The following is a 19,189-nucleotide window of genomic DNA, read 5'->3' as shown; positions in this document are numbered from 1 at the left end:
CGGTCAGAGGCGGCGCAGGCACTTCCAGCCGACCACCACCGGTGCGCGGAGCAGGTCCAGTGCGGCGTCGCCCGCGCCCAGCGGGTCGTTGGGGTCCCAACCCTCGCCCGACGCCGCAGCCTCCGCCCGCCGGGGCGGCGGCGCGTCGGCATGCCACGCGGCCGCCCTCAGCATGACGCCGCCCTGGTGCCTGCCGGCCACGGGCGCCACGCTGCGCGCATCGAATACGCGCACCTCGGTGATCTGTCGATGCGCCGCCGCGGCTGCCATGAGCAGCTTGCCAGCCAGGTTGTTGACGTAGCCATCGCGCCCCTGCGAGGGCAGGCAGCAGGGGGCGGGCAGCGTACCCAGCTCCCGCCGGACCTCGTTGAGCACTTGTGCATGCAGGGGGCTCCGCGACAGGTCGACATCGACCGAGGTGGGCAGGGAGAGCTCGACCTCATGCATGACGTGGGTGATGTCCAGCGTCTCGGTCTCCTCTTCCGACAGGGGGCCGGCCTGCGCGCCGGCGGCAGGGGCCTGCATCGCCAGGTACAGCGATCCCATCAGCCCGCATGCGGTGCCGCGGCCGCGCCCCGGCGGGGCGACGCAGGGCGCATTGCGCACCGTCACCAGCATGTCGTCGAGCGCGTCGATGATCGCCTCGCGGTCGTCTGGGGGCAGGGTCACTTCCAGCCGGTGGCGCAGCAGCGGGGTCAAGCCGAGACAAGGGGCAGGGGGTTGCATGGGCGCTCCGGGAGGCGGGCAGGGGCCTACTACGCTGCCTGCGGAACCCTTGCGGGAGAAGGGGCGGCGGCGACTTTCGGCTGTCGCAGGCAACCTTCGCTCTGTGCCCCCCACTTTTGTCGCATTTGGCTCGTTTCAGAACGAAGGCTAGACTGCGGACTGGTTTGGGGGATGCGACAGGCTACGTGACGGCAGGAAACGACGATGGTCACGGCGCAATGCCGATGACCCGCGCGGGGGAGCTTGCGGGGCTGCAGGTCTGGGTGGTCGAAGACGATCCGGAGCTGCGGGCGCTGCTGCTGGACGACCTTGCCTGGCGTGGCGCCACGGTGCGCGGGCTGGGCAGTGCCGAGGCGCTGTACCGGGCGCTGCTGAGCGACCGCTGCGACATCGTGGTGCTGGATGTGGGTCTCCCCGGCGAAGACGGCTACGCGGTGGCCAGCCACCTGCGCGCGTCGGCGTCGATCGGCATCGTGATGCTCACCGGGCGCGGCGACGCCCGTGACATGGCGCTGGGCCTGAACCAGGGCGCCGACCTCTACCTGGTCAAACCGCCGGACATGGACGTGCTGGCCGCCGGCCTGCACAGCCTGCGCCGTCGCCTGCCCACGGCTTCGCCTGCACCGGCGATCGCAGCGCCGGCACCGCGCTGGCGACTGGCCGACGACGACTGGACCCTGCACGCGCCGACGGCGGCGACGCTGGCACTGACGGTGATGGAGCGTGGCGTGCTGCAGCGGTTGTTCGAGGCGGCAGGGGCGGCGGTCACCCGCGAACAGCTCATCGCCAACCTTACCGATGCGCCGTGGGACTTCGACCCGCATCGCCTCGACGTGCTGGTGCACCGGCTGCGCACGCGTGTACGCAGCGCCACCGGCGTGGAGCTGCCGATCCGCGCGCTGCGCGGCCAGGGCTACCTGCTGACGGTCTGATCCGCTGCCCTGCAGGGCGGTGTGAGCCAGTGTGAGCGTGCGTGATCCGCCGGCACTGACTTGATTTCACGGCAACATCACAATTCGCCCCGCCCGGCACCACCGGCGACGTCTGTCGCCTGGCATTCGGGATTCATCTGACAGGGGACGTCTGGACCGGTTGCGGCAGGTACGCAGCCTGCGGCGTTCCCTGTGAACGCTGCAACGACCGGAACAGGGGAAAACACATGTCCAGCCATAGCGATCGCGCAGTCGTCTGCGCGGCGGTGTCGTCGTTCGAGCGCGCAAAAGCGCTGCCGTGGCGCACCCGTTGCCTGCGTGGCCTGGCCGCCGTGCTGCTGTGTTCGCCGCTGAGCGCGCTGGCGATCGACCTGCAGATCACCGACTTCTCCGATACCGGTTATGACCCGGTGCCCGCGGGCACTACGGTGATCTACAACGTCAAGGTGGAGAACGGCGCCAACGACACCGCCTCCGGCAGCGTGACCCTGTTCGACCTGCCCGCCGGCACCGCGCTGGGCGCGACCGCACCGGCCGGTTGCAGCAGCTCGGCCGGCGCCGCCGGCACCACCCGCGTGGTGTGTACCAACCCGGCGTTGAACGCCGCGACCGCGCCCTACGAATTCAAGCTGCCGGTGACCACGCTGGCCTCGCAGCCGGCCACGATCACCGTGCGCGCCGCGATCGGCTTCGCCACCGCGCTGCCGCCGGCGACCACGCCGATCAGCGCGCTGCAGAACAACGACGCCTTCTTCGGCAGCGACACCAACGTTGCCAACAACCGCACCAGCCAGAACACCACCATCCAGGCCGCGGCCGACCTGGAACTGAGCAAGAGCGCCACGCCCGATCCGGTGATGGGCGGCGCGGAAGTCACCTACACCCTGACCGTGCGCAACAACGGCCCGAGCGTGACCACCGGCTTCCGCGTGGTCGACACGCTGCCGCCGAACGTCACCCTGGTCGGTGCGCCGGCAGGCGCGGACTGGGCGTTCACCCAGCAGAACGGCACCTACAACGGCTCGCTCGCGGTCGGCGCCAGCACCAGCTACCAGTTCCGCGGCAAGGTCAATGTCGGCACCGGCAACATCGTCAATTCCGCGGTGGTCAACGCCGGCAACCTGCCCGATCCGGTGCCGGACAATAATTCGGCACAGGTGACCACGGCGGTCACCGCCGGTGCGGACCTGCTGCTGTCCAAGTCGGTCGCCCCGGCACCGGCCGCCGCCGGTTCGGTGGTCACCTACACGCTCACCGTGCGCAACGATGGCCCGAGCCCGGCCACCGGCGTGGTCGTCAGCGATCCCTTGCCCACCGGCTTCGTCATCACCGGCGGCACCGCGCCGGCCGGCTGGACCTGCACCAGTGACAGCGCCAACAGCGTGCGCACCTGCAACCTGGCCGGCAGCTTCACGCCCGGCGCGCAGGCCAGCATCACCATCACCGCCCAGGTGCCGTCCACCGGCACCAACAGCAGCGGCACGGTCAGCAACACCGCCACCGTCAGCGCCACCACGCCGGACCCGGTGCCGGCCAACAACGCCGGCACGGTCGGCCTGACCGTCATTCCCGACGGCGCCGACCTGAGCATCAGCAAGACCAAGACGCCGGCGCTGGTACCGGTGTGGAACAACACCGGCGTGCGCACCGACAGCAGGATGACCAGCGTGCTGCGCGCGCAGAACCTGGGCCCGCGCGCGGTCACCGGCAACCTGCAGCTGGTCGATACGCTCGCCGCCGGCGAAGAGTGGGTGGACGCCAACGGGCTGCCGTATGCGCCCGGCGTGCCGGTTACCGTGGGCGGCTTCAGCTGCAGCGTGGATCGCGCGTGGAGCGGCTCCCCGGCGCAGGTGGTCACCTGCACGCAGACCGGCAGCTACCCGGTGGCCGTCAGCGGCAACTCGGCCACGCTGACCCTGTACACGCTGGCGCGCCTGCAGGGCACGCTGGCCAACACCGCGTGTACCGGCGGCAGCGGCGGCTCGGCCGAACCGAGCACCGCCGGTGGCATCGACCTGGACCCGAACACCAGCAACGACTGCACCGGCGCGCAGAGCCGCGCCACCGATGCGCGCGCCGACCTGTCGATCACCAAGCGCACCAACGCCGCCGGTGACGCCGACAACATCATCCGCGAGACCGACACCGGCGTGAGCTACACGCTGCAGGTCAGCAACGGTGGCGCGGCCACCACCGGCGTGGTGGTCAACGATCCGATCCCGGGCTTCGTGACCGGCTCCACCACGGTGATTGCCACCAGCACCCCGGCCGGCTGGACCTGCGGCCTGTCCGGCAGCAGCTGGATCTGCCGCTCGGGCAGCACCGCGTTGGCGGCCAACGGCACGGTGACCATCGGCTTCACCGTCAACCGCGGGCTGTTCGACAGCCAGTCGCAGCCGGCCGGCAACTGCGTCGGCGTGGCGCAACCCGCCGGCCGCTTCTGCAACACCGCCGGGGTGAGCGTCGACCCGGCCATCAACGGCTCGATCGGCGAAGCCAACACCACCAACAACAGCGCCTCCGACTGGGTCCAGATCGACCCGGTGGCCAACGTGGCCACCACCGCGAAGAACATCACCTCCGGCAGCCCCGGCCGCGCGGGCGTGAACACCACCTACGTCATCACCTATCTCAACCGTGGCCCGTCCATGGCGCGCGGCGTAGTGTTCAGCGACACCTTCACCCTGCCGGCCAACGACGCGGGCTTCGTGCTGGTGTCGGCTGCGCGCACCGGCGGTGGCACCCAGGCCTGCACCGTCACCCGCTTTGACGCCAGCATCAGCTCGGCCGCCGGGCCGGGCGGCACCTCATGGTCCAACACCGGTGGTGCGCCCGCCACGCTGCAGCTGACCTGTGCGCCGCTGGACATGGCCAACAACTCCACCCAGGCCATGACGGTGGTGATCCGCCCGAACGTCAACAGCGGCAACACCGGCCGCCGGTTCACCAACGACGGTACCTTCTACTTCGACCCGGACAACACGGGCACCGCCGTGCCGGCCAGCGGCACCGACAGCAGCGGGCGCAGCTACAACTACAACAGCCGCACCGACGATGACAGCAAGTCGGCCGTGCTCGATTTCACCGCTGGTGAAGTGGACCTGATCGTCAACAAGATCGACCAGAACTTCGTCGGTGCGGTGGATCCGCTGGGCTTCGATTCGCGCGTCGGCCAGGAAGCCAACAACTACATCCTCTACCAGGTGAGCGTGCGCAATGACGGCCCGTCGCTGGCCACCCGCACGCTGATCGAAGACACCATCACCCCGGCCGCAGGCGCCAATGTCGCCTTCGTCGGCAGCCGCACCGGCACCGCCGCCACGCCGCAGGGTGCACTGGAAGCACCGGGTAACCGCTGTTCCGTGATGGCCGGCAGCAGCAACCCGACCACGGCGCCGCAGACGCTGTCGTGCAGCATGCCCAGCGTCGGCGTGAGCACCACCGAACAGGGCGTGATCGCCGCCGGCCAGACCAGCTACCTGTACCTGGTGTACCAGTACCTGAGCGCACCGCCGGCCACCGGCGCGACCCTCCTCAACGCGGTCACCGCACGTTCGGCAGAAACCGAGCGCGACACCAGCAACAACAGTGCCGAGCAGGAAACCAGCATCCGCACCCGCTCGGACCTGGCGATGACCAAGACCAGCGTGGTGCTGGCGCCCAACGCCAACCCGACCCAGCCGCTGCCCGCCGCGGCCACCACGATCAGCCTGCGCCAGCCGTTCTGGTACGTGCTGGACGTGGTGAACAACGGCCCTGGCCACAGCCTTTCGCGCGACCGTACGGGCGTCAACCCGCTGCGCGGCGATGGCGTGGTGGTCACCGATACGTTGCCGGCAGGCCTGGAAGTGATCGGCGGCGGCGAAGGCACCAGCTGGCAGAAGGTGGGCAACACCGCCGATGCCGGTGTGGTCACCAACGGCAGCGGCAACTGCGTGGTGAACGGCCGCGACCTGACCTGCCGCATGGGCGACCTGGCGCTGGACGGCCGCACCCGTGTGCTGGTGCCCGCGCGCTGGACCACGCTGCCGGCCAACGGCACCGGCATCAATACCGCGCGTGCCACCAGTGACCAGGTCGACCCGACCCCGGGCAATGACGAAGGCACCAGCACCCACACGGTGGTGCGCTCCTCGCTGGCCGGCGTGGTGTTCCAGGACCGCGACCGCGGCGGCGCCAACGGCGGCACGCCGCAGGCGGGCGAGCCGCTCATTTCCGGCGTCGAGGTCCGCCTGGCCGGGCAGGATGCCTATGGCAACGCGGTGGCACTCACCACCACCACCGACGGCAACGGCGCGTACCGCTTCGACAACCTCGCCCCGGCGGGTACCAGCGGCTACACCGTGACCCAGGTGCAGCCGGCGACCTACGTCAACGGCCCGGTCGCGCCGCCCACCACCGGTGGCCTGGCGCCGTCGGCCGGTGGCACCTTCGCGGTGGTCGATCCGGCCGCCACCGCCAACTCGGTGTACACCGCCATCGCGCTGGGCGCGGGCGTGGACGCGGTGCGCTACAACTTCCCCGAAGTGCGCCGCCCGGCGCTGTCCGGCTTCGTCTACGTGGACAGCAACTACAGCAACACCCGCAATGCGGGCGATGCGCCGATTGCCGGGGCCACGGTCGAGCTGCTCGATGCCGCCGGCACCGTGCTGGCCACCACCACCACCGGCAGCGATGGCAGCTACACCTTCACCGCGCTGGACCCGCTGCTGGTCTACACGCTGCGCGAAGTGCTGCCCACCGGCAGCTACCGCAACCGCCCGAGCGCGATCAATCCGGGCCAGGTCGGCACCGCTGCCTGCGTGGGCTGCACGGTGGCCACCGGCACGGCGGGCGACGCCGCCACCACCGACCGGATCGGCAACATCGATCTGTCGCGCGGCGAAGACGGCACCGCGTTCAACTTCGGCGAAGATGCGATCACCGCCATCTCCGGCCATGTGTACCTGGACCGCAATGGCAACGGCGACTTCGATGCCGGCGATGCCGGTACCCGCAACTCGCAGTCCAACGGCGGCCTGCAGGGCGTCACCGTCACCCTCACCGGTGCCGGCCCCGACGGCGTGTTCGGCAATGCAGATGACCTGGCACCGGTGGTGGTGCAGACCGATGCGCAGGGCCGTTACGACTTCGACAGCCTGGTCGTCGGGCAGAACTACCGCATCACCGAAACCCAGCCGCAGGGCTATGCCAACGCGGCCGAGAACGCGTCCAACGTCATCACGATCAACGCGCTGCCGTTGACCGGTTCGAGCGGCAACGACTTCGGCGAGAAGCTCGGTTCGCTCAGCGGCGCGGTCTATGAAGACTTCTCCAACGTCGCGGCCAACAACAACAACGGCAGCCGCGACGCCGGCGAAAACCCGATCGCCAACGTCACCGTGACGCTGTCCGGCACCGATCTGCTCGGCAACCCGGTCGCGCTGACCACCACCACCGATGCCACCGGCAGCTACCGCTTCAGCGACCTGCTGCCGCCGCAGGCGGGCACGGGCTACACCCTGACCGAAACCCAGCCGGCCGGTTACCTCGACGGCAAGCACACCGCCGGCAATGCCGCCACGCCCGGCAGCACGGCGGTGGCCAATGTGATTTCCGCCATCGCCATCACCACCGGCCAGGACGCCAGCGGCTACCTGTTCGGCGAACTGGCCAATGCGCCGATCAGCGGCACCGTGTACCTGGACCGCGACGATGACGGCGCCAACGGCACCGGCGACATCGGCATTGCGGGCGTACAGGTGACCATCGTCGGCGCCGGCCCGGATGGGGTGTTCGGCAGCTCCGACGACACCTCGGTGGATCTGGTCACCAACGCCGCGGGCCAGTACAGCTACCCCGGCGCGATTGCCGGCCAGGATTACCGCATCACCGAAACCCAGCCGACCGGGCTGGGCGAGGGCCGCGAGCAGCCGGGCAACGTCATCACCGTGACCAACCTGCCGGCGGCGGGCTCCAGCGGCAATGATTTCGGTGAGGTGGCGGCCTCGCTGTCGGGCACCGTCTATCTGGACCGCAACAACAACGGCGTGCAGGACGCCGGCGAACCGGGCCTGCCCGGCGTGCAGCTGCTGCTGCCGGCCGGTACGGTCGACGCGCTGGGCAATGCCGTGGCCGCAGCGGTCAGCGATGCCGATGGCCGTTACCGCTTCGACCACCTGCTGGCCGGCACCTACAGCGTGAGCGAGCAGACCGCGCAGCCGCTGTTCAACGGCACGCCGACGCTCAACGGCATCACCCGTGCGGGCACCGTGGATGGCGCCGCTGCCGGCGTGGCCACGCCTGTTGCCACCGTGCCCAGCGCGATCGGTTCGATCGTGCTGCCGGCCGGCAAGGCGGCCATTGAACAGAACTTCGGCGAGGTGCTGCCGGTGGCGATCTCCGGCACGGTGTTCTTCGACGTGGACAACGACGGCCTGCGCAATGGTGCGGCCGAGACCGGCATCGAAGCCGTGACCGTGCAGGTCACCGGCACCGACGACACCGGCGCCAGCGTCAACGTGAGCATGCAGACCGATGCCGATGGCCGTTTCGCGTTCGAGACCCTGCGCCCGGGCATCTACACCCTGACCGAACCGCAGCAGCCGGCCGGCACCAGCAACGGCATCACCACCGCCGGCACCGTCGGCGGCGTCAGCCGCGGCACCGCCACGCCGGTGACCACCGTGCCCAGCCGGATCAGCGCCATCGACCTGAGCACGCCGGGCAGCGCCTCGGTGGACAACCTGTTCGGCGAGATTCCGCTCAACAGCGGCATCAGCGGCAAGGTGTGGACCGACCGCAACAACGACGGCGTGGTCGATCCGGGTGAAACCGGGCTCGCCAACGTGCGCGTCACCCTGTCCGGTACCGACCTGGCCGGCAACCCGATCACCCGCGACACCGTGACCGATGCCGACGGCAGCTACAGCTTCGCCGAGCTGCCGCCGGGCACCTATGTGGTGACCGAGCCGGACCAGCCGACCGGCACCCGCGATGGCCGCACCGTGGCCGGCAGCACCGGTGGCAGCGTGACCGCGCCGGGCACCATGCCGTCGCAGATCAGCGCGCTGGTGCTGGGCGTCAACCAGCAGTCGATCAACAACAACTTCGGTGAGATTCCGGCGGCCAGCATTGCCGGCCGCGTCTACAACGACAGCAACGACAACGGCAGCGTCGATGCCGGCGAAGGCGGCATCGCGGGCGTCAGCGTCGTGCTCACCGGCACCGACGACCTCGGCCAGCCGGTGTCGCTCACGCTGACCACCGATACCGACGGCCGCTACCGTTTCGAGGGCCTGCGCCCGGGCACCTACACGGTGACCGAGCCGACCCAGCCGCCGCAGACGCTCAACGGCATCACCAGCGCCGGTACCGTCAACGGTGCCAGCGTGGGCGTGGCCAGCGACCGCGCCAGCGTGCCGTCCACGATCAGCCAGATCGTGCTGCCGCTCGGTGCCGATTCGGTGGACAACAACTTCGGTGAGATCGGCGACTCGCCCGACCTGATGGTCAGCAAGGCCTCCACCAGCACCCGCTTCACCGTCAACAACCTGGCCGGTTACACCATCCAGGTGCGCAATGCCGGCCAGCAGGTGTCGCGTGGCGAGTACACGGTGCACGACCGGCTGCCGGCCGGCCTGAGCTTGGACAGCGTGCCGGTGGGGACCGGCTGGACCTGCACCGGCGAACCCGGCGCGGTCCGCTTCAGCTGCGCCAGCCAGCGCGTGCTGGCAGCCGGTGCGGTATCGCCGGACAGCATCGCCGTGGTGGTGCGCGTTTCGGCTGCCGCCGCCGAGGCCGGCACGGTCAACAACGCCGTGCTGGTCGAAGGCGGCGGTGAGAACGCCTTCCGCGCCCCGACCCCGACCGAACGCGCGGCGTTCGACGGCGAGGTGGGCAACCTGCCGGTGTGCGTGGACAGCATCAGCCACAACGCCTGCCGCGTGCCCAACAGCGTGCAGCTGTCGGCGTCGGTTGGCGGCACCGTGTGGTTCGACGTGGGCAGCGATGACCAGCTGCTGGACGGGGGCGACAGCCGCCTGTCGGGCTGGACCGTTGAACTGGTTGATCCGACCACCGGCCAGGTAGTGAAGACCGCCGTGAGTGCGGCCGACGGCAGCTACCGCTTCGGCGACGTGGTGCCCGGCGTGAAGTGGAACATCCGCTTCCGCGACCCACGCTCGACCGTGCTGTGGCCGTTCCCGGTCACCCGCGAAACGGCCAACGGCGTGCAGGAAGCCTGCGACGCCGATGCGGCGATCGCACGCGGTGGCGTCAGCGCCTGCCGCACCAGCGACAACGGCACCAGCCAGCTGGAAGTGGTGCTGCGCGCCGGCGAACACCTGCCGCAGCAGAGCCTGCCGGTGGACCCGTCGGGCGTGGTGTACGACGCCACCACCCGCGACCCGGTGCCGGGTTCGGTGGTGACGCTGGCGCCGGTAGGCCTGTGCAGCGGCTACGACCCGCGCACCGGCGTGCTCAACGCGGCCGGTGGCGGTTACCGCATCGACGGCAACAACATTGCCATGACGGTGGGCAGCGAAGGCTTCTACCAGTTCGCCTTCGCCCCGACCGCGCCGGCCCGCTGCGAGTTCCAGCTCACGGTGACCCCGCCGGGCGGCTACACGTTCGTGTCGACGATGATCCCGCCGCAGGCCGACGCGTTGTCGCCGGCTGGTGGCGCCGGTGCCAACCACGTGGTGCAGGCCAACACCCAGGCGCCGACCGGTGCCGTGGGCCCGGCCACGCAGTACTACCTCACGCTGTTCGCCGGTTCGGCCACGGCGGCGATCGTGCACAACCACCTGCCGCTCGATACGGCGGTGGCCACGGGCCTTGCGATCACCAAGACCGGTGACCGCCAGACCGCCGAGATCGGCGACACCGTGCAGTACACCATCACCGTGCGGCAGACCGCCGGCAGTGCGCTGGCGGCGTTGAACGTGGTTGACCGCCTGCCGCGTGGCTTCACCTACATCAACGGCACCGCGCGTGCCGAGGGCCGCGCGGTTGCCGACCCGGCCGGCAAGCCGGGCCCGCTGCTCGGCTTCGCGCTGGGGCCGATCAGCGTCGGTGGCCAGGTGGTGCTGACCTACCGCGTCCGCGTGGGCGTGGGCGCGCAGCAGGGCGACGGCATCAACCGGGCGCAGGCCTTCGGCTGCTCCATCGCCGGTGGTTGCATCGATCCGGTCGCCATCGCGCCGCTGCCCGGTTCGCTGGCCTCCAACCACGCCGAGTACCGCGTGCGTGTTACCGGCGGCGTGTTCACCGACCAGGCCTGCGTACTCGGCAAGGTGTTCATGGACTGCAACAACAACCACGTGCAGAACCTGGAAGAGCTCGGCATCCCGGGCGTGCGCCTGTACTTCTCCGACGGCACCTGGGTGATCAGCGATTCGGAAGGCAAGTACAGCCACTGCGGGCTGCCGCCGCAGAGCCACACGCTGAAGGTGGACGCCAGCACGCTGCCGGTCGGTGCGCACCTGACCACCAGCAGCAACCGCAACCTCGGCGACGCCGACAGCCTGTTCCTGGACCTGAAGAACGGCGAGCTGCACCGCGCCGACTTCATCGAGGGCAGCTGTTCCAACCCGGTGCTGGAGCAGGTCAAGGCCCGCCGCACCCAGGGTGAGGTGCGCGCGCCGGAAACCGAACCGGGGCAGGCGCCGCTGCGCTTCGAGAGCAAACCCGCACGGGCACCGCAACAGGCGACCGATACGGCCAACCAGAGACCGATCGTGCACCCCAGAGCCAACCCGCCCGCCGCCGGCTCCGCCACGGAGGGCCAGCCATGAGCCGTGCTTCCGTAGTGCGCCGGCTGCCCCGCCTGAGCCTGCTGGCCTGTGCGCTGGCGACCCTGCCGGCGATGGCCCAGACCGTGGGCACCCCGGGCCGGTTTACCCCGGTGCTGGGCGATGCCAGCACGTTGTACCCGCGCAGCCCGGCCAGCACGGACGCGGTGCCGGTTGCGCTGCGCACGACCACGGCGGCCGGCACGCTGGACCGCATCGTGGTGGAGCTGGACCGCGACGGCGTACCCGCCGATGGCCCGAGCCCGGTGCACGTGCGCGTGCAGCTGCTCGATCCGAGTGGCCTGCCGCTGACCGGCACCACCTACGCCACGATCGAAAACAGCGGTGGGCGTATCCGCCTGCCGGGCTCGCGCACCGATGAGCTCGGCCCCGGCGCGCTGGATGCCGACAAGGTCACCCCCGGCGTGCAGCTGCAGGTCGTCGACGGCGTGGCCGAGTTCGACCTGATCGCGCCGCACGAGCCGCAGGACGTGCTGCTGCGCATCACCGCCGGCGCCGAGACCGCGCAGGGCAGCATCGGCTTCGTGCCGGAAATGCGCGAGATGATCGCCACCGGTTTGATCGAAGGCGTGGTCAACTTCCGTCGCCACGGCAACGGCGGGCTGATCTCGCCGGTGGAGAACAACGACGCCTTCGACCGCGACATCCGTCGCTGGGAGCGCCAGTTCAACAACGGCAAGGCGAATGCCGCCGCGCGCACCGCGTTCTTCGTGAAGGGCCGGATCAAGGGCGAGACGCTGCTGACCGCCGCCTACGATTCGGACAAGGACACCCGTGGCCGCCTGCTGCGCGACATCCAGCCCGAGGAGTTCTATCCGGTCTACGGCGACTCCTCGCTGCGCGGCTTCGACGCGCGCTCGGCCGAGCGCCTGTACGTGCGCCTCGACAACAAGCGCAGCTACCTGCTGTACGGCGACTTCCAGACCGGCGACGGCCTGGCCACGGCCACCGGGATCGGCGGCAGTGGTCCCATTCCGCAGCGCAGCCTGGGCACGTACAACCGCACCGCCACCGGCCTGGGCTGGCACTTCGAAAGCGAACGCGTGCGCAGCAATGTGTTCGCCATCGAAGACTCCCTGCGCCAGGTGATCGAGGAGTTCCGCAGCCAGGGCAGTGGCCCGTACGCGCTGCGCAACAACGCGGTGCTGGAAGGCAGCGAGCGCGTGGAAGTGATCGTGCGCGACCGCAACCAGCCCACCCGCATCGTTTCGGTGCGGCCGCTGGCGCGGCTGGTGGACTACAGCTTCGAGCCGTTCTCCGGGCGCATCCTGCTCAACCAGTTCCTGCCGGCGTTCGACAGCGACCTCAATGCGGTGTCGCTGCGCATCACCTACGAACTGGACCAGGACACCGAGAAGTTCTGGGTGGTGGGCGCCGATGCACAGGTCAAGCTGACCGGCCGCCTGGAAGTGGGCGCGGCGGCGGTGGACGACCGCAACCCGTATGCGGCCTTCCGCATGGGCAGCGCCAACGCCAGCTACCGCTTCGGCGACAACACCCTGCTGGTGGCCGAATTCGCGCGCACCGAGAGTGAGGTCAATACCAACAGCATCAACCAGATCACCTCGCAGGGGCTGAAGGACGTCACTGGCGAGGTGACCGGCGATGCCTGGCGGGTGGAGTTCGCCCACCAGACCGAAAAACTGGAAGCGCGCCTGTTCGCCGCCCGCACCGACCCCGCGTTCAACAACCCGGCGGCGCCGCTGTATGGCGGCCGTGGCGAGTACAACGCCCGTGTTGCCTACCAGCTCGGCCCGCGTCTGGAACTGTACGTGGAAGGCCTCCGCAGCGAAGACCGCAATCCTGACGGCGGCAAGCGCGACGCCGGGGGTGCCGGCGTGCGCATCGACGCCACCGAACGGCTGACCGTGGACCTCGGCGTGCGCAGCATCCGCGAGACCATCGGCATCACCTCGCCGTGGTCGTCCGGTGTGCCGTTCGGCAATGCCGGCGGCCTGACCGGCGGCTTCGCCACCGGCGCCGGTGGCGGCGCGCTCGGCTACGGCCAGCAGGCGCTGGACCCGGCCACCGGGCTGATGGTGATCAACGGCAGCAGCACCGGCAGCCCGATCACCAGCGACCTGCCGGTGGGCACGGAACTGGAATCGGACAGCGCCCGCTTCGGCCTGGGCTACCGCCTGAGCGACAAGCTCAGCAGCGGCGCCGAGATCGAACACAGCGTGAGCGGTGAAGACCGCCGGCGCCTGGCGGCAGGCCTGGATTACCAGGTATTCGAACGCAGCCGCCTGTACGGCCGCTACGAGAAGCAGACCGGCCTGACCAGCGCGTACGGCATCACCACCACCGACCGCGAGGCCGATGCGCTGGTGTTCGGTATCGACAGCAGCTACCTGCGCGATACCCAGACCTTCAGCGAGTACCGCCTGCGCGACGCGATCAGCGGCCGCGACGTGCAGGCCGCCTCGGGCATCCGCAACAACTGGGATATCGCCGAAGGCCTGCGCCTGTCCAGCTCGGCCGAGCACGTCAAGGTGATCGACGGCAGTACCGGCGACAGCACCGGCCTGGCGCTGGCGCTCGATTACGCCGCCAACCCGCTGTGGCGGGGCGCCATTCGTGCCGAGCACCGGATCTCCGAAGACGTGCCCGACACCGACACCAACGAGGCGTTCGACACCACGCTGCTGCAGTTCATGCTGGCGCGCAAGCTCAGCCGCGACTGGACACTGCTGGCCCGCAACTACCTGCTGAGCACGCGCTACGAGGCGCGTGGCGATGTGCTGCAGGACCGCTTCCAGGTGGGCGTGGCCTACCGCGACACCGACCGCAACCGCATCAATGCGCTGGCCCGCTACGAGTACAAGCTCGAACGCGACGAAAGCGGGTTGACGCTGGTGGATGGCGGCACGGTGGATGGCAGCAGCCAGGACGTGCGCACACGCGCCCATATCGTGTCGGCACATGCCGACTGGCATCCGTCGCGTCCGTGGTGGATCACCGGGCGCGTGGCCGGCAAGTGGCAGCAGGACCAGTTCGCCTACAGCGACGGTGCCCGTGTGGACAGCCGTTTCCGCGCGATGCTGTTCTCCGCGCGGGTGGTGTACGACGTTACCGAGAACTGGGATGTCGGCGTGCTCGGCTCCACCTTCCGCGGGCAGAACGGTGCAAACCAGTACGCCTACGGCATGGAGGTCGGCCGGTTGCTGCGGCAGAACCTGTGGTTGTCGGCCGGCTACAACTGGACCGGCTTCGCCGGTGACCGCGATCTCAATGGCTATGAATACACCCAGCAGGGCGTGTTCGTGCGCCTGCGCTTCAAGTTCGATGAAGACCTTTTCCGGCCGGACCCCGTCCGCTACCGCGACCCGGCACGCTGAGGATGCCCTGATGACCGTTACCCACACGACCCTCCGTTTCGCGCGCCCGCTGCTGACCGTGGCGCTGCTCGCCGCGCTTGCCGGTGCCGCGTCTGCCCAGCAGGCGCAACTGCTGCCGCAGCAACAGCGCATCACCGACGCCGCGATCCACGCCGACCACGCCACGTATGAGGCCACCCAGGGCCGCATCCAGGCGCTGAACGACGGTGGCCGGCCGATCCGCGATTACCACCTGTCCAAGGCGCAGTGCTGGCTGGACGTGTCCTTCCACGAATACAGCCGCAACGACCGCAGCGACTTCCCGCAGGCGGCGCTGGGCGAATCGGAGCGGCTGATCGTCGGCATGGAGCAGGGCGCAAGCCCGCTGCCGACCGACACCCCGCTGGTGAACAACGCCAAGTACCTGCGCGACGACCTGTGGCAGCGCCTGCGCGTGCTGCACGGCAGCCCGGGTTTTTCCTGCGCCGCGCAGCAGGTGGCCTGTGGTGAGGTCGAGCTGGTGCACGCCGGCAACGAGTTCAACCAGCAGCAGTGGCGGCATTCCAAGCCGTACATCCAGATCGCCGAGGAGCTGGTCAACGACGCCGAGGCGCAGGCGCGCCAGTGCGACGTGGCACCGGCCGTGGTGGCGGCGCCCGGCCCGCTGGTGGCCAATGTGCTGTTCGAGTTCGACCGCGACGGCTACCGCGACATCCGCACTTATTCGCTGGAGAGCGTGGACCGCGCGCTGGCCAGTATTGCCAGCGAGAAGCTGCAGCTGCAGGGCGTCACCCTGGTCGGCCATGCCGATCGCATGCAGGGGCGCGGCTTCGATGCCAACCAGTCGCTATCGGAACGGCGTGCGCGCACCGTGCGCGAGCTGCTGATCGGGCGCGGGCTGGACCCGGCGAAGATCCGTTACGAATACCGTGGCGACACCCAGCAGGTACAGCAGTGCGACGGCGTAACGCCGCGCGCGGCGCTGCTCGAATGCCTGCTGCCGAATCGCCGGGTGGAAGTGCGGTTCGACGTCACGCGCTGACGCGGCCCGCGCTCCAACGGATCGGGCGGCTGGCGCTCAACGTCACCCAGCCGGCGGCCATCGCGTCGTCCGGGTTGGCCAACACGGCGTGCAGCGGCGGCGCGCCGCTGCCGCGTTCGCCCCACACGCACGCCCACGCATTGCGTCCGCTCTGGCGGGCGCCCTGCAACGCCAGGTCGGCGGCGCGCAGGCTGTCTTCCAGCACAGCTGGCGCGTTGTCGAAGAACGGCAGCGGGGCCACCCCGATGCTCGCGCTGAGGGTCAGGTGCTGCCCCGGTCCGATCTCCACCACCAGCCGTTCGATCGCCAGGCGCAGGTGACCGGCCAGCGCCTGCGCGGCCTGTGCACTGGTGTCGTGGCGGGCAATCAGGAAACCGGCACCGTCGCGGCGTGACACCAGGTCATGGCGGTCGCAGGCCTTACGCAGGCAGCTGGCCACGGCATGCAGCACGCGGTCGCCGGCCGCCTGGCCATGGCGGTCGTTGAGCAGCTTGAAATGGTCCAGCTCCAGCAGCAGCAGCGCGCTGCGGCCGTGATGCGGCGTGGTCCCGGCGTCGAGCAGGCGCTCCGCTTCGCGGCGGTTGACCAGCCCGGTCACGCTGTCGGTACGGGTCAGCGCCGTGAGCTGGCGACGCTGGTGGCGCAGGCGCAGCACGACCACCGTGGCGATCACCCAGACCGCCAGCAGTGCCGCCACCGCGCTGTTGCGCAGCAGGCGTACCCGGCCGAGATCCTGCACGGCGTTGACCTGGGCCGGATCGATGCTGCGTTCGGCCGAGGCCTGCAGGCGCGCCAGCTCGGTCAGCGTTTCGCCCTTGCTGCGCGCCTGGTCCATCTCGCGCCCCAGCCGGCCATAGCGCAGCGCCTGCTCGCGGTTGCCCTGCAGCGTATGGATGTCGCCCAGCAGGTCCAGGCCGTTGCGCACCTCGTCGGTGAACCGGCCGCGCTCGGCCAGCGTCTGCGCCTGGGTCGCCAGTGCCAGCGCCGCAGCGTACGCATGCCGGTCGATGTCCAGCCGGGCCAGCCGCTGCAGGCTCACCACCTGGCCCTGCGGATCCTGCGCGGCCTGCCAGGCTAGCCCCGCGCGCAACCCGGCTTCGGCCTGCTGCAGTTGCCCTTCCCGGCGCTGGATCTCGGCCCGGTGGCTGGCGATGCGATGCAGGAACACCTCCTGCCCGCTCAGCCGTGCGCCGATCGATTCGGCGCGCTTGAAGGCCGCGGCGGCCTCCTGGTTCCGCTGCAGCAGCAGCAGCGCATAGCCATAGTTGTAGTACAGGATCAGGTCGTTCGGGTTGGGCGGCCGGTGCAGGTGTTCGCTGAGCACCGTGGCCTTGTGCAGGTAAGTAAGCGCGCCTTCCGCATCGCCCATCGCATCGCCGCGGATCATGGCGATCTGCAGCAGCGCGCCGATCTGGCCCTGCACGTCGCGCTGGCGGACTGCTTCGTCGAGGAAGCTGCGGGTCAATGCCAGCGCCTGCACGTGGTCGCCGCGCCACAGCAGCAGGTGCGAGGCCAACGAGCGTGCGCGCAGCCGGTCTTCGGCCGTTGCGTCGGCGCGTGCCGCCGCCGCGAGAAGGCGTTCCGACAGTCCGGTGGTCTGGTCCAGCTGCCCGGTCGCCCGCAGGGCCACGCCCAGGCAGCCCACCGCGCCGATCTCGATGGACGTGGACAGCGACGGCGTCGCCAGCAGGGTGCGTGCCATCTGCAGCGCGGCCCGCGGCTCACTGGTCAGCAGCGCGTGGCACTGTTCAACCTGTTCCATCTTCGGCCCGCGGTCGAGCGGGCGTTGCGCCAGTGCGGGCAACGCGGTCAGCGAACACAGGCAGACAAGCGCTGACAGTCCGCGCCGGACGAGCGACAACGTAATCATGGAGGCAACGACTTCCCCGGTCGGGTGCAGACTGATGACGGCGTGGCCGGTCCGGCGCCGGAGAGCCACGGCGGCGGTGCCCGGGGCACGCGCTGCTAATATACCCGGGTTGCCGCCGCGCGCCGGCCTCACCCGCCGGATCCCGTCCCGCATGCCTGTCCTGCCCCCCTCCGCCCCCGACGCCGCCGATTGCCCGCTGGGTCTGGGCCGCCGCACCGACGCCATGCTGCGCGGCCTGCTGGTGATGGTGGGGCTCTACCATCCGCTGCTGGCCCTGTGGATCGCGCTGCGCCCCGGGCTGGGGCTGGACATGATGGTGCCGGCCATGGCGGCCGCGCACGCACTGCTCTGCCTGCTGTGCCTGATCGAGCACCGCGCCGGCCGCCCCCTGCATGCGGCCATGACCTTCCTGTTGGGTGAATTGCTGCTGCTGGTGCTGGCCTACGGCTACTGGGGGCTGGCCGCGCAGCTGCGGGTGCAGATGGTGCAGCTGGTGCCGGTGCTGCTGGTGGCGGCGGTGCTTGGCAGCCGCCCGCTACGCTGGAGCACGGCCTGGCTGTGCGGGTTGATGGCGCTGGGTGCCTGGGGCGATGCGTCCGGGGCGCTGTTCCGCCCCGAGCGCGTGCTGCATGCCACGACCGATCTGGCGATCTCCGCGGCGGGCGCCGTGATGACCGCCTGGCTGCTCCACCACAGCGTGACCGGCCTGCGCGAAAGCCTGTCGGTGGCGCAGCAGCGCAGCCAGGAACTGGCGCGCAAACGCGACGAACTGCAGGTGGAAATGCAGGAGCGCGAGCGCTCGCGCGACCAGCTGGTGCACGCCATGAAGATGGACAACGTGGGCCGGCTGGCCAGCGGCATCGCGCACGACTTCAACCACCTGCTGGCGCTGATCCAAGGCTACGTGGCCAAGGCGCGGCGCAGCGAGGCCGACGAACTGCAGAGCGCGCTGCAGGGCGCGGACTCGGCAACGCGACGGGCCAGTGCGGTCAGCCGCCGCCTGCTGGATTTCAGCCGGCTGGAGGCCAGCCGGCCGCAGCTGCTGGACGCGGCGGCCACCGTGGCCGGCATGGCGCCGATGCTGCAGCAGGTCTTCGACGACGGGGTGTCGTTCGAGGTGGATACCGGCGAAGTGCATTGCCTGATCCATTTCGACCCGGCGCAGCTGGAGTCGATCCTGCTCAGCCTGGCCGTCAATGCCAACCAGGCCATGCCGGATGGCGGCCGGTTCACGCTGCGGCTGCAGCAGCCGGAGCGCGACGGCGAGGTCATCCTGCAGGTGGAGGACACCGGCCACGGCATGAGCGAGGCGGTGCGCGCGCGCTGCCTGGAGCCGTTCTTCACCACCAAGCCGGTCGGGCAGGGCACCGGTCTGGGGCTGGCGGTGACGGCCAGCCTGGTCGCCGCCGCCGGCGGAACGGTGCAGGTGCACAGCCGCCCCGGCGATGGCACCCGCCTGCAGATCCACCTGCCGTCGCGCCCGATGGCGCGGGCACCGGCCTGAGCGC

General features: G+C 70.2%; 7 protein-coding genes. 5 read left to right on the top strand and 2 right to left on the bottom strand.

From position 1 onward, the window contains the following. Window positions 1-3: 3 nt before the first annotated feature. Window positions 4-726, bottom strand: a complete 723-nt coding sequence (locus tag ACREPD_RS00985) for a hypothetical protein (RefSeq protein WP_431597540.1) — start codon at window positions 724-726, stop codon at window positions 4-6. Between the two features lie 218 nt (window positions 727-944). On the opposite strand from ACREPD_RS00985, the gene ACREPD_RS00980 reads away from it, so the two are divergent. The 4 genes from ACREPD_RS00980 to ACREPD_RS00965 all read left to right on the top strand — a co-directional run bounded on the left by ACREPD_RS00980 (window position 945) and on the right by ACREPD_RS00965 (window position 15,811). Further along, window positions 945-1,658, top strand: coding sequence for a response regulator transcription factor (locus ACREPD_RS00980; RefSeq protein ID WP_431597539.1), 714 nt, complete (start codon window positions 945-947; stop codon window positions 1,656-1,658). Between the two features lie 227 nt (window positions 1,659-1,885). Further along, window positions 1,886-11,434 carry an SdrD B-like domain-containing protein gene (locus ACREPD_RS00975; RefSeq protein ID WP_431597538.1) on the top strand — a complete coding sequence of 3,183 codons (9,549 nt, stop codon included), beginning with the start codon at window positions 1,886-1,888 and terminating at the stop codon, window positions 11,432-11,434. After that, complete coding sequence (locus ACREPD_RS00970; protein WP_431597537.1) at window positions 11,431-14,790, top strand: hypothetical protein; 3,360 nt, start codon at window positions 11,431-11,433, stop codon at window positions 14,788-14,790. The genes ACREPD_RS00975 and ACREPD_RS00970 overlap by 4 nt, the downstream gene beginning before the upstream one ends. 10 nt (window positions 14,791-14,800) lie before the next feature. Beyond that, window positions 14,801-15,811: an OmpA family protein gene (locus tag ACREPD_RS00965; protein WP_431597536.1), complete on the top strand. Its 1,011-nt coding sequence runs from the start codon at window positions 14,801-14,803 to the stop codon at window positions 15,809-15,811. On the opposite strand, the gene ACREPD_RS00960 is transcribed toward ACREPD_RS00965, so the two are convergent. Next, the gene (locus tag ACREPD_RS00960) at window positions 15,801-17,681 is read right to left on the bottom strand and encodes a diguanylate cyclase (protein ID WP_431597535.1); all 1,881 of its coding nucleotides are present in this window, start codon (window positions 17,679-17,681) and stop codon (window positions 15,801-15,803) included. The two genes, ACREPD_RS00965 and ACREPD_RS00960, sit on opposite strands and share 11 nt — an antisense overlap. Window positions 17,682-17,832: 151 nt before the next feature. Here ACREPD_RS00960 and ACREPD_RS00955 point away from each other — a divergent pair, with 151 nt between their 5' ends. Beyond that, entirely contained in the window at window positions 17,833-19,185 is a 1,353-nt protein-coding gene (locus ACREPD_RS00955; protein WP_431597534.1) for a sensor histidine kinase, read from the top strand. The last annotated feature ends 4 nt before the right edge of the window (window positions 19,186-19,189 follow it).

The organism is Stenotrophomonas sp., assembly GCF_050737075.1.
Classification (GTDB): Bacteria; Pseudomonadota; Gammaproteobacteria; order Xanthomonadales; family Xanthomonadaceae; genus Stenotrophomonas.
Note: the sequence above shows the minus strand (reverse complement) of the source record. Positions and strands in the feature narration are given on the sequence as shown.